The sequence below is a fragment of the Actinoalloteichus sp. AHMU CJ021 genome (assembly GCF_002895405.1).
GTDB lineage: Bacteria > Actinomycetota > Actinomycetes > Mycobacteriales > Pseudonocardiaceae > Actinoalloteichus_B > Actinoalloteichus_B caeruleus.
Genome location: NZ_CP025990.1, coordinates 4,815,045 through 4,827,664, shown reverse-complemented (window position 1 = coordinate 4,827,664; position 12,620 = coordinate 4,815,045). Strand labels below are relative to the sequence as shown.

Below are 12,620 nucleotides of genomic sequence, written 5' to 3'. Positions count from 1 at the left end.
CCCCGGGTCACGCCGCTCCCACCGCGCCGCTCCCCGCCCGGCTCCCACGGCGGTACGCCGCCTCCGCCGTCCGGTGGAGGGGACACCGGCCGGGTGCCACCCGACCGACGGGTTCCGGGCCCCGCGACTACGACGTCCGGGGGACTTTCGCGGAAGTCGAAGGTTCGGCGCAACCCCGCGCACCGGGAGGTCCGTCTCCTCGACGGCAGGGTCGCATCCGCGTGTTACGCGGACGTTACCGGTGGGGTTGTTCCGTGGTGCGGTGCGTGAGGACGCGCCACACCGCGTCGACTCCGCCGGGCGAACCGATCTCGCCGGGTCCCGCAGCAGGGAGCGGGGACCGGTGGAAGGTGGGGGCGTCCGGCACCGCCGCGAGCACGGAGGAGAGTGGGTCCCTCCGCGCGGTCCGGTGCCGACGCCACCCGCTGTCCCCTGGTCGGCCCCCCCGCTCGGCCCCGCTGGTCGGGCGGGATGACGTCCCCCTCATCCGCACCGCGCTCGGTTCCCCGTGTCCTCACCGCCGCCCGACCCCGGTGACGGGGGCACCCGAGGGCACCGGCCAACCACCACCACGGGCGTGGGCCGGCGCGCGCTCCTGGCCGCTCTCGTCCGACGGGCACGGCAGGGGAAGTGCGGGGTGACCGCGCGGGACACCGGGTTGATGGGTCCGAACCGCCCTGTCCTCCCCTCGGCTGACCGGGGTGCGACAACCTCCGCGGCCGGTCCGGTGCCAACCCGGTCCCCGTGCCGCCCGGCGGGTCGGGGACGAGCGGGTGACCAGCGAGCCGCGGTGGTCCGGATCGTGCGGCCGGGTCGGCGGGGAGCAGCGGTGGCGGTCAGCCGGTCGGTGCCACCGGCCAGCGCCGGGTGTACGACTCCGGCAGGGGAAGGCCCCGTTCGGCCAGCACCGAACGCAACCGGTCCGGGTAGTCGGTGATCAGGCCGTCCACCCCGTCGTCGAGCAGTTTGCGCATGGTCGCCTGGTCGTTCACCGTCCACGGCACGACCCGCAGGCCGGCGGCGTGCGCCTCCTCCACCAGCTCCCGGGTGGTGAAGGGCTGGTAGTCGGGGTCGTCCACCGCCCCGTTCTGCGGGTTGCCGTGCACCGGTGAGATCGCGTCGACCCCGAGCGACGCCGCCGCCCGGACGACGCTGCCGTCGAAGTCGTCGATGTCCAGGCCGCCGAGCCAGGGCGAGGGACCGCCGTCCGGGGCGCGGAGGAACTCGGGCTGGGTGAGGGCGACCAGCCGCAGTCGGGGTTCCACCCGGGCCATCAGCATGAGCGCGCCCCAGTCGAAGCTCTGCACCGTCACGTTGTCGAGGAAACCGGACCGTCGGATCTCGCGGGCGGCGACCCGCACGAACTCGGCCCGGGGCGCGGTCTCGTGCGGTGCGGCCGCCTCGACCTTCGTCTCGATGTTGAAACCGACGTCCCAGGCCCGGTACTGCCGGGCCAGGGCGAAGACCTCGCCCAACGTGGGCATCCTCGCGCCGGGCGAGGGCTGCTGCCCCGGGTGCTCCGGCAGGGTCAGCGAGCCGCAGTCCAGGGTGCGCACCTGCGCGAACGTCAGGTCCTTGACGTACCGGCCGACGTAGGGGTAGTCGGGGTCGTCCGGTCGGACCGGGCCGGTGTCCTGGCACTTGGCGGGACTGATCCGCCGGTCGTGGGTGACGACGTCCCGGCCGTCGCTGGTGATCTGGATGTCGAGTTCCAGCGTGGACACCCCGAGCTCGAGGGCGTTGGCGAAGGCGTCGAGGGTGCCCTCCACCCGCAGGCCGAGACCTCCTCGGTGGGCCTGGACGTCGAAGACGTCCTCGCTCGCCCTGGCCTCCACCGGACCCGCGTCGTGGGGGCCCGCCGTGGCGACTCCGGTGGCCGTCGCGACCGTTCCCAGGGCCAGGGTCAGCGCGACCAACGCCCGGGGGTGTCCCCGTGTCCAGCACCGCATGCTCGGCTCCCTCCCCGTCCCGTGCGGGACAAGGCTGCCTCGGCAGCGTGTCCCCGGCGTGTCCTCAGTCTGGCCGGGTGTTGAACGGGTGACTACCGACCACCGGGTGGTCCGCGACGGGAACCTCGGGCTTGCGGGACGGGTGGGGCATCGCCAGGTCGGTCCGCCCGGTGCCCCACCGGGTGGTGGGACGCCCCGCCGCGTGGGGCGGGCGGGGGAACGCCGTCACCCCGGTGCCGCCGCACAGCCCGTGGAGGTCCGGTCGGAGCGGGACCTCGTGACCGGAGCCCGCCGCGGTGGTCCCCCCGTTCCCCGGTCACGCGGGTTCGAGCACGCCACCGGCCCGGAGCGGTTCCTCCCTGCCGTCGAGGTAGCGCACCACGACCCGTCCGCCGCTGGCTCGTGCCCGGTGCATCGCTCGCCCGTCGGCCACGAGTCGGCGCAGCGCCTCGGTGTAGGGGACGTTCTCGCTCTCCGCCACGCGAGCGATGGCGGCGACGGTGGTGGGGTGCAGCGACAGCGACTCGCGGGGCCCCGCTTCGGAGCAGGAAGTGGTGGCCGACTCACGGAACTGGTTCATGGCTCCCCTCAGGAGGTGGCATGGTCGCGGACCGGCGAACGGGATCCGGTCGACCGCTGGTTGACGCGGACACCCGACACGTCTCGTCGATGTGGTCCGCCCGCGTCCGGCGGCGCACCGGCGTCCACTCCGGGTCTCCCGGACCGACGCCGTCCGCGCGACGGAGGATGGGGCGTCCGCCCCCGGTCGTCGTGCGCCCTCGGGAATCGTCGGCCCTGTCGCGCGGGGAGTGCTCGGAACTCCGTCCGCCGCGCGTGATCATGGCAGCGCTGCCGAGGGACGGCAGCACGACATCATCACCGCACCCCACTTTCACCACCTTCGAGTGGTTCCAGGCCACCCACTGGAGGTAACGACGGCCCGGCCCAGGACGAGGACGCCGCCGCCGGGGCCCGGACGGCCGACTAGCAGGGTGTGTCGTCGAGGTCCGGGAACCACCGCCGCCAGTCGGATCCGAACTGGGCGTCCACCACCGTGGAGCAGAGCCGTTCCGTGGCCTGGTCCACGCTGGTCGGCCAGAGCAGGACCCGACCGTCGTCGCTGGTACTCGCCAGGGTGCGGCCGTCGGGGCTGAACGCCAGGTCGTTCACCGCCGCGTCGTGCCGGTCGAGCACCGCGTACGGCTCCCAGGTGTCGGTCCGCCAGAGCCGGATCACGGCGTCGACACCACCGACGGCGAGCAGCGAACCGTCCGGGCTGAAGGCCGTCGCCCTGGCGCCGGCGGACGTCGCGAGCTCGTGGACGAGTTCGCCTCGCCCCCAGTCCCAGACGGAGACCCGGTCGTCGGCGCGCGTGGCCGCCAACAAGGTCCCGTCCGGGCTGAAACGCAGTGTCGAGACGAGACTGGTCCCGACCACGCCCGACTGGCTGACCGCCGCTTCCCCCAGGTCACCTCGGCGTTCTCCCGTCCCGGACTCGAGCAGGGCGATGGTGCCGTCGAGCCTGCCCACCGCGAGCAGCGTGCCCCACGGGTGCAGGTCCAGGGCACCGGTCGTGCCCCGGACGTCGTGGGCGCGCAGGGCACCGGTGTCCGGATACCAGGTGAGCACTCCGGGTTCCGCCTCGTCCGGCTCGGCGACCTCGAACTGGGCGAGCGCCGTGTGCACGGCGCGCCCGTCCGGCCGGAACCTCAGCACGGCGGGTTCGCCGGGGGTGTGCGCCGGTTCCGCCGTCGACTCCTCCAGGGGCAGGGTGATCTCGGCGAGCTGCTCCCCGCTGTCCAGCTCCCACAGCCGGAGCGCGCGGTCGGTGCCGCCGGTGGCGAGGCGCCGGCCACCGGGGTCCACGGCGACGCAGTGGGGGCGCGCGGAGGGCCCCAGGTCGACGGCCCCCGTCCGCCGTCCCGTGGCGTGGTCCCACACCCGGACGCGGGCGTCGCCGGCAGTGGTGGCGAGCGTGGTCCCCGTCGGGTCGAAGTCCACGCAGCCGGCGGCGCCCTCGTGCCCGAGGAGGACGGTGCCCTGGTGGTCGTGGACCACGGCGTCCCCGGTGCCCCCGGCCCAGACCACCGCTCCGGTCGACGGGGACGACGCCAGGGCCCGCACTCCGCCCACACCCCGCGCGGTGCCCAGGACGTTCGACTCCCAGGATCCGACGACGGTCACCCGCAGTCGACCGCTCACGTGCCCGGTGACCACGATCCCGTCTCCCGGCAGGTGGCTGACAGCGGTCGCGGGATCCTCCGAGTTGTCCCGTGCGAACAGTTCGAGACCGGTGTCGACGTCCCAGTACCGGACCATCCCGTCCAGGGACGCGGTCACCAGCCGGGTGCCGTCCTCGTTGAGGGATACCCCGCTGATCGCCGCGCCGGTCGGGCGCACCCGCACCAGTTCCCGACTCCCGGGCAGGTCCCGGACCACGATCTCGCCGACGAGATCGCCGGTGGCCAGTCGGGACCCGTCCATGCTGAACGCCATCCCGGTCACCAGGTCCTCGTGCGCGGTCGCCTCGTCGACCACCTGGCCGGTGGCGGGATCGCGCAGCCGCACCACGTTGTCGGCGTCCGCGCTCGCGAGCAGGTCTCCCGAGGGCCGGTAGGCGAGCTCACTGGTCCCCGGGCCACCCCGCCAGCGCGGGTTCCCGCCGGCCGCGTCCCAGGCGGCCAGCCCACCTCCCGGGTCCAGGTCCGTGGTGACCACCTGGTCGCCGTCCGGGGACAGCACGACCCGGTAGACGCCGCTGTCGGTCACGCGGAGCCGGGTGCGTTCGGTCCGGTCCGCGACGTTCCACAGCACCACCTCCCCGCCCCCGTCGGCGGTGGCCGCGACGGTCCCGTCATCGGTGACGGCGACGTCGCTCACCGCCGCGCCCTGACCGGTCAGCGGTCCTCGTAACGGGTTCAGCACCTGGGAGAACAACGCGCTCCTCGCCTCCACGGTCGGGCTGGCCCGCCAGGCGGCGAGCGCACCCAGCTGGGCGCGACGTTGCTGGGTCGCCTCGTCGAGCGCCGCCTGGGCCGCGTACTGGCGGGACAGCGCCTCGGCGGCGAGCACCGTGGAGGTCCGCAGTTGCACCACCGCCACCCCTGCCCCGGTGAGGGCCGCCACGAGCAGGGCGACGAGGCCGACCACGACCCCCACCCTGGCCCGGTCGCGTCGCCGGTCGAGGCGGACCGACGCTCGGACGAAGTCCGCCTCGACCGGCGGCAGCCCCACCGGGGAGGGCGGGAGGAGTCCTCGGTGGACCGGCGGCCCCGCAGCCGCCGGCCGGGTAACCGCGATCGGGGCCGCTCCCCCACCCACGCCCGCACCACCGCCAACTGGGTACCCCGCCACAACGAGTCCGGGGGCCGGCCACCGCCGTCCCAGTCGCGGGCGGCGACGGAGAGGCGGCCGCGCAGGACCAGTTCCTCGCGGTCCTCGGCGAGCCAGGCGCGCAGGCGGTCCCAGGACCGTGGCAGGACCTCATGGCTGATCTCGACCGAGTCCTCCCCCACGGTGACGAGGCGGGCCTCCACCAGGCCGTCCAGCACCTCCGGGTCCCAGGAGCCGCTGGGTTCCCACGCCTCAACCAGCTCGGCGCGCCCCCGGCGCCGCCGATGGGGTTCCGCGTCGCCGGACACGGTGACCAGCTCGGTGAACAGGCGCCGGACGAGGCGCCGCTGGTCGGGGGACAGCCGTTGGTAGCAGGACTCGGCGGCGCCGCTGATCGCGCCGGAGACACCGCCGGCGTCCCGGTAGCCGGCGACGGTGAGCGTGTTCCCCTCCCGCCGCCGCCAGGTCTCCCGCAGGGCGTGCCCCAGGTGCGGGAGCGTCCCGGGTTCCCCGGACCGGTGAGCCGTCCCGAGATCCGCGAGCAGCAGGTCCACCAGGCCCGGCTCGACGCGCAACCCCACCGCCTCGGCCGGACCCAGCACGGACCGCGCCAACTCCGCTGGTCCCATGGGTTCGACCGCGAGCGTGGTCCGTTCCAGCGCGGTGAGCAGGAGGGGGTGGTCGACGCAGCGACGCACGTGGTCGGCGCGGAGCCCGACGACGGCGAGCACCGGAGCGCCACCGCCCCCGTCGTGCGCCTCGGTGAGGGCGGCCAGCGCGTCGAGGAAGCGGGCGCGGTCGACGGCGTTGGCCTGGGTGAACAGCTCCTCGGCCTGGTCGACGACGAGCAGGACGCGCCCGGTCCCGTCAGAGGTCGTGGCGTCCAGCGCACGACGCACCGAGCCGGGTTCCTCACCGAGTCGGCGTCGGATCCGGGTGACCGGCCAGTCCAGTCCCGGGGAGTCGGAGCCGGCGGCGGCCGACGTGAGCTGTTCCGCGAGCCGGAGCACCGGGTCCGCCCCGGGGCGGACCAGCCGGGGACGCCACCTCCGGGAACCGGGGAACGGGAGGTCACCTCGGGCGACCGCTCGGGCCAGACCCGCGCGGATCAGCGACGATTTTCCGCTGCCGGAGGGCCCGAGGACCAACACCGGTCCCCCGTTGTCCGCAGTGGCCGCGAGCCGGCCGACGAGCATGGCGGTCAACCGCTCCCGTCCGAAGAACCACCGGGCGTCGTGCGCCTCGAACGGGGCCAGGCCCGGGTACGGGCAGGGTTCGGGCGGGCAGGCGTCTCGGGAGGAACGGTCGTGGACCGGGGCGGGCGGGTGCTCGCCCTCCTCGGCGGGGGTGGGCGCGCCGGCCAGTTCGGCGCGCAGCGCGGTGAGTTCGTACAGGGACCGCTCGGTGAGCAGGATGTGCCGCCGCTGGGCGGAGGTCTGGTCGGTGAGCTGCCGCTGCATGTCGAGGAGCGCTTCCCGCGCGCCGCTGATCATCCAGTGGAACTCGCGGAACTCCGCGCCGAGGGAGAGCAGCGCCGCGACGACGTCCTGACGCGTCTCCCGGGCTTCGGCGCGCACGGCGGCTTCCAGCGCCACACCGACGGCGTCGACCGAACGGAGGACGGCGGCCATCTCCCGGCGCAGCGCCGCCGCCTCCTCACCGCCGACGGCCAGCCGGCGTTCCAGTTCGACGGCGAGCAGTTCTCGGAGGAGGTCGGGGTCCACGGCCGTGGCTCCGCCGTCGGCGGTCGTTGGCTTCCGCTCCGACTCCGGCGCGTCCTCATCGGAGTCCGCGCCTCGCGCGGCCTTCTCGGCACGTTCCCGGACGCCGGAGACGAGGTCGCTGAGGTAGTCGCTGCCGAGCCCACCGAGGAGGTCGACCAGTGCGCCCGCGACGGCTCCGCCGGCCAACCCGAGGGCGGGGGCGGCGACGGGCGCGAGGGCGCAGGCGGTCAGGGTCGCCGCGATCGCTGGTGGACCGAGCCGGCGGAGACCGGAGCGTGCCGAGGAGCGGCCGAACCAGCGACGCACCCCGTTCCTGGCCGCCGCGTGCGCTGGACTGTCCTGCTCACGGGGGACGTCGCGCGAGACGTCGCCGGCCAGGTGGTTGTCGTCGTTCTCGGTCCGCTCACCGCTTCCGGGGCGCTCACCGGTCTCCTGGTTCCCCGTGCGTCCGGCGCGGCGCCGGTCACGACGAGCTCGCTCGGTGGACGACGGGTCCGGGCGTGCGAGGGGCTGGTCGCTGGCGGGGCTGGGCGCGGCGGGCGACGGGAGGTGCCACCCATCTTCGCCGGTGGCGTGGTCGTGGTCGGAGCCGCGCCCGATCCCATCCCCGGTGCCGGCGTGCCCGTGGCCGCCGGTCGCGGCCCGGCCCTCCGGCTCCTCGTCCCCCGCGTCGAACGATCCCTCGTCAGCCTTCACCCAGCTACCCCCGAAGCTTGAGGTGACCCCCGTCACAAGGAGCTTAGCGGTGGGGTGGCGCGAGGAGCGGCGGTTCCGCGAAGTCCCCGGCGGGGTCGGGACATCCCAGGGGCTGGCACGGGCCGAGTCGGTGCGGCGGGGCTGGTGGAGTGCCCGGTTCGGACCACGTCCCGGCGTGGCCCGAGGTTAGGGTCATCCGGGTGGGAATCCCGGTGTTCCTCGCGGCCGGCCGCGACGCGGACGTCTTCGCCCTCGACGACCGCCGCGTCCTGCGCCGCTACCGCGCGGGTACGGATGCGGCGCCCGAGGCAGCGGTCATGGCGCACCTCGGGAAGCTCGGATACCCGGTGCCCCGGGTCCACCGGGTGGACCACGCCGACCTGGTGCTGGAGCGACTGGACGGCCCGACCCTGCTCCAGGCCGTGGTCGACGGTCTGGTCAGCGCGGACGACGCGGGCCGCGAACTCGCCGACCTCCAGGCGCGGCTGCACACGCTGCCGCCCCGGGTCTCGACCGAACCGGACTGGCGGATCCGCCACGGCGACCTGCACCCGGGCAACGTGGTGCTCGCGGCGCGGGGTCCGGTGGTCATCGACTGGCGCAACACGACGGAGGGCCCGCCCGGCCTGGACATCGCGCTCTCAGCCGTGATCCTGGCGCAGGTCGCCGTGGACGGGGGCGGCGCGTTGGCGGGCATCGCCCGTGCGGTCCTCCCGGCGTTCCTCGCCCACTCCCGCCGGGACGCCCTGGTGGCGTTGGAGGAGGCGGTTGCGGCGCGCGGCGCCGATCCGAACCAGGGGGACGCGGAGATCGCCCACCTCGGACGGGCGGCGGCTCTGATCCGCGCGCTCAGCACCGACCCCTGATCGGCACGACGCGGACGGCTGGTGGGGGCCCTCCTCGACGGAGTGGTGCCCGCTCCCCGCCCGACCGGAGTCGAGGGAGCGGGTTCCCGGGTGGACGCCGTCACCGCCCCCGACCGACCACGGTCCGGGGTACGCGCCGGACCTCCTCGCTCCTCCCCCAAGCCGGCCACCGCGAACACCGGGCGGGCCGCGGCTCCGCGCACCCGCCCATCTCCAGCGGAGCCCCGCGCCACTCCGAACCGAGGGACCGTCTCCGCCCGCTCCGCCGCCGGCGACCCTGACCGGGGCTTCTCCTGGGCGGGAATGGCAGCGACCGACGTTGGTTCAACCGGGTACCGACGTTCGTAGGGTGTGCGCCGCCGCCGGTGGCCACACGGTGGACGACAGCGAATCCACCGGTCACCACGAGCCGCCGCCGGTGTCGCGGCGGCGCTCCGCGCGTCCCCGGCCCCTACGAACCCGCGATCCGCGAGTCCTTCGGGGCGCGGGCCGAGGCCGTGCTCGCCGAGTACCCGGTGGAGTCCTTCGCCGACGACACCGAGGCCTGGTCGGCGGTGCGCACCGACCGCACGTTCGCCTGTCCTCGGTCGCACGCCAACGACGTGATGTCCGAGAAACACCGACGTCCACGCCCACGAGTTCGCCGACCGCGCCGCGCCGGCCCCGCTGCCGCTCCTCGACGGCGCGCCCCGAAGCCCGGCGCGGCGCACTCCGCTGAACTGCCCCACCTGTTCGACATGGCCAGCCAACCCCTCGACATCGAGGGCAACCACGTTCCGCTGACGCCGGCGCAGCGGGGGACCGCCTCCCGGGTGATCGAGGTCTGGGCGGGCTTCGCGCGGACGGGACGGGCGCCGGTGGCGCCGTGGACGCCGGGTGGGCGGTCGCTGGTGTTCGGCGCCGAGGACGTCACCACGGGAACCCGGTCGAGGCCTGCCACCGCGACTTCTGGGCGCTGGTCGCGGAGTCCACCGGCTGAAGCCGGAATCGAGGTCGTCGCTTCGCTGTCTCCCGCCCCCGTGCGGCGCCCCCAACGAGTGCGGGGTGGGCAGGGACGCCGCTGACCGGCACGGACGCGTCCCAACGGGCTCGCTCCGGACGGCACCGGGTCCGGTCCGCTGACCCCGGCACGCCCTTCCTACGGCGCGCGCACTCGCCGGACGGGTGCGCTGAACCGCCGGGGTAGCTGGACGAGCGGGTCCCGCTGGTCGTCACCGGCCCACGTGACGTGATCGTCCGGCCACGGCGGGCCTGTCGAGTTCGCCGGGTGCGGGCGCGACGGGTCGGCGGGTGGGGCGCTGGCCGGCGAGTGGATGCCGTGCGGTCCCCGCCGCGGTCCTCCCGACGACGCCCTACAAGCCGAAGGCCCCGCCCTCGACGAGGATGACCAGTCCGACGGCGATCAGGACGACCGGCATCAGGATGTGGCCCCACCGGGCCAACGCCCTGGCGACGGTCGGGCGGGTGGCCAGGTGACGACCGGTCAGGACCAACAGGGCCAACAGGACGAGGGAGACGACGATGTGGACGCTCGTCCCACCGACCCCCGCCGTGGCGAAGACGGGCACGTAGACACCGATGTTGTCCCCACCGTTGGCGAAGGTCACCGCCGTCACCGCCAGGAGGGTGGGGCCGGTCCGGGCGGTGGCCCTCTCCTCCTCCGAGTCGTCCCGGTGCAGCCACACCTCCACCGCCGCCCTGACGCCCAGGAGGAGCGGGAGGAGTCCGAGGTAGGGCACCGCCTGGTCGGGCAGGAGGGTGGCACCGAGCGCGGCGGCGACCGAGACGATCAGGATGCCGCAGAAGCCGAGGTACTGGCCGAGGAGGATGGTGCGGGTGGTACCGGAACGTCCCGCGCCCTGGGCGAAGAACAACGCGATCACCACGATGTCGTCGATGTTCGTGACGACGAACAGCCCCACCGCCTGACCGACGAGACCCAGGTTCACGGCGCCACCGCCGGCGACAGGGGAGCCCGGAGGGCCGCCCGTTCGGTGGAGTGCCCGGTGCGGACATGACGGCAGGAGGTCGGTAAGCGCATCTTCACCCTTCGGCTGCTCGGTACGGCGGCACGACGCGGCGCGACGTGACCAGCCGCGCGGAGCACGTCCCACGTCCTGTCGGCACCGAATGATCCGGTGCGGGATCAGGGCGGGTCGCGCGTGGTTGGGGCGGAACACCGGACGGGCCGGGTCTCGTCGGCCCTCGGCGGAGCGCCGACGCCGAGCGCCGAGGGCCGACCCCGACGCCGAGCGCCGAGGGCCGAGGTCATCCTCGGACGTCCCGAGGCGAGACGCGCGAGGTCGAGGGTCGCCTGCTCCGGCCCGCGCCGTGGGGCGATCCGTCTTGGCCGGAGGTCGGCGAACGGGACTGGCGGGTCGCGCACCACCAGGTGGGGCATCGGCGCCGTGACCACCAGCACGCGACGCCCCTCGCCGCGCCACGGCGTCCTCGTGCCCGAGCGTCCACGTCCCCCGCCCCCCCGGTGCTCCTCCCCGAAGCATCACACATCCCTGAGGTGGAGCCGCCCGATCCCCGACGCGCGCCCACCAGGCGGGAAGGGGGTCCGGGTCTCGGGAGGACCCCTGGTGCCCGCGCGGACCAGGGCCCGTACCCGTCCGGACGCCCGGGCCGTCCCGGCACCCGACCCCGGTGGCGCCAGGCGACCGGCTCCCGTGGCCAGTTGCGGCCCGGATCGGCGCCACCGGCGGCAATACACTCGGCGCACCGGCTGTGGTTCCGCGGGGTGTTCGTGGTGAGCGGCCGTGCCCCTCCACGTCGAACCAGGGAGAGTTCCGGATGAGACTGCTCCGCCTCGGCCCGGTGGGCGCCGAACGTCCCGCCGTTCGCGCCGACGACGGCACCACCTACGACCTGTCCCCGGTGACCGCCGACATCGACGGCGCCTTCCTCTCCTCGGGCGGGCTGGGCCGGGTCAGGTCGGCGTTGCGGGCCGGGGAACTGCCCGTGCTGGACACCGACGGGCTGCGGGTCGGGGCGCCCGTGGTACGCCCGCAGTCGGTGATCTGCGTCGGGCAGAACTACGCGGCGCACGCCGCCGAGTCCGGGGCCGCGCCGCCCGAGCAGCCGATCATCTTCCTGAAGACGCCGAACACCGTGGTGGGGCCCTTCGACGACGTGGAGATCCCCCGTGGTGCGGAGCGGACGGACTGGGAGGTGGAGCTGGCGGTGGTGATCGGCCGGCAGGCCGCCTACCTGGAGTCCCCCGAGGACGCCGCGGCCCACGTCGCCGGCTACACCGTCTCCAACGACGTGTCCGAGCGGACCTACCAGCTCGAGGACTCGGGTGGGCAGTGGTCCAAGGGGAAGTGCTGCCGCACGTTCAACCCGTTGGGGCCCTGGCTCGTCCCGGCGGACGAGGTCCCGGACCCCTCCTCGCTGGGCTTGCGTTCCTGGGTGAACGGGGAGCCCCGACAGGACTCATCCACGTCGGACATGATCTTCACCCCCGCCTACCTGGTGTGGCACCTGAGCCAGTACCTCGCGCTCGAACCGGGCGACGTCATCAACACGGGCACCCCGCAGGGCGTGGCCCTGTCCGGGCGGTTCCCCTACCTGCGGGCGGGTGACGTGGTCGAGTTGGAGATCGACGGGTTGGGCCGGCAGCGGCAGAACCTGGTCCCGGCCTGATCACGGACTCGTCCTCGACCACCCGAACCACTGACCTCCAGTCACGCTCGGGTAACAGCTGGCGAGCAGCCCTCGATCAGGTGATCTCCGGCTGGATAGCGTGGCAGGGTTCGATCTCGACGACGGTGGGCGAGGCGCCGACCGCGCGACACAACTGAACAGGTGGCCCCAGCGGGGGAAGCCGGTGCGAATCCGGCGCTGACCCGCAGCCGTGTGTGACGGGACCGTGTGGAACGAGCCCGCCACGAGTCGGAATGCCCGCTCGGACACCGGTCGCTCGCTCACGAACTGCCGAGGATTGCAGGACGGAGCCCTCACGCGCGGGCACCTCCGACCGCCGGTCCACCTCGGGTGGCCGGCTCGCGGGGCGGCGGCCGGGCGGCCGGGCTTCCCCGACCGCC

General features: G+C 74.6%; 8 protein-coding genes and 1 riboswitch. Of the genes, 3 read left to right on the top strand and 5 right to left on the bottom strand.

Annotated features, from left to right (window positions below; genetic code table 11):
• Positions 1-836: 836 nt before the first annotated feature.
• The 4 genes from C1701_RS20510 to C1701_RS27725 form a co-directional block, all read right to left on the bottom strand.
• A complete protein-coding gene (locus tag C1701_RS20510; protein WP_051314233.1) occupies positions 837-1,949 on the bottom strand; it encodes a glycerophosphodiester phosphodiesterase family protein in 1,113 nt (370 codons plus the stop codon).
• 316 nt (positions 1,950-2,265) lie between these two features.
• The gene (locus tag C1701_RS20505; protein WP_026420086.1) at positions 2,266-2,529 is read right to left on the bottom strand and encodes a hypothetical protein; all 264 of its coding nucleotides are present in this window, start codon (positions 2,527-2,529) and stop codon (positions 2,266-2,268) included.
• A 404-nt stretch (positions 2,530-2,933) separates the two neighbouring features.
• Entirely contained in the window at positions 2,934-4,517 is a 1,584-nt protein-coding gene (locus tag C1701_RS20500) for a WD40 repeat domain-containing protein (RefSeq protein ID WP_245588922.1), read from the bottom strand.
• A 350-nt stretch (positions 4,518-4,867) separates the two neighbouring features.
• Positions 4,868-7,702 (bottom strand): ATP-binding protein, encoded by a 2,835-nt coding sequence (locus C1701_RS27725; protein WP_337661847.1) that lies wholly within the window; start codon positions 7,700-7,702, stop codon positions 4,868-4,870.
• A gap of 200 nt (positions 7,703-7,902) precedes the next feature.
• On the opposite strand from C1701_RS27725, the gene C1701_RS20495 reads away from it, so the two are divergent.
• Both C1701_RS20495 and C1701_RS20490 read left to right on the top strand, forming a co-directional pair.
• Positions 7,903-8,568, top strand: coding sequence for a phosphotransferase (locus C1701_RS20495; RefSeq protein WP_026420083.1), 666 nt, complete (start codon positions 7,903-7,905; stop codon positions 8,566-8,568).
• A 365-nt stretch (positions 8,569-8,933) separates the two neighbouring features.
• Positions 8,934-9,632 carry a hypothetical protein gene (locus C1701_RS20490; RefSeq protein ID WP_103056455.1) on the top strand — a complete coding sequence of 233 codons (699 nt, stop codon included), beginning with the start codon at positions 8,934-8,936 and terminating at the stop codon, positions 9,630-9,632.
• A gap of 288 nt (positions 9,633-9,920) precedes the next feature.
• Here the strand turns inward: C1701_RS20490 and C1701_RS20485 are convergent, their stop codons facing one another.
• On the bottom strand, positions 9,921-10,517 hold the full coding sequence (locus C1701_RS20485) for a cadmium resistance transporter (protein WP_030105926.1): 597 nt from the start codon (positions 10,515-10,517) through the stop codon (positions 9,921-9,923).
• Positions 10,518-11,367: 850 nt separating this feature from the next.
• On the opposite strand from C1701_RS20485, the gene C1701_RS20475 reads away from it, so the two are divergent.
• Entirely contained in the window at positions 11,368-12,219 is an 852-nt protein-coding gene (locus C1701_RS20475; protein WP_103056453.1) for a fumarylacetoacetate hydrolase family protein, read from the top strand.
• Between the two features lie 174 nt (positions 12,220-12,393).
• Positions 12,394-12,479: riboswitch (cobalamin riboswitch) on the top strand.
• Positions 12,480-12,620: the final 141 nt, after the last annotated feature.

What these genes read in the sequence shown, in the direction of transcription:
- C1701_RS20510 (WP_051314233.1), bottom strand. Translation starts at nt 1,949, where the DNA reads ATGCGGTGCTGGACACGGGGACACCCCCGGGCGTTGGTCGCGCTGACC.
- C1701_RS20475 (WP_103056453.1), top strand. Translation starts at nt 11,368, where the DNA reads ATGAGACTGCTCCGCCTCGGCCCGGTGGGCGCCGAACGTCCCGCCGTT.
- C1701_RS20505 (WP_026420086.1), bottom strand. Translation starts at nt 2,529, where the DNA reads ATGAACCAGTTCCGTGAGTCGGCCACCACTTCCTGCTCCGAAGCGGGG.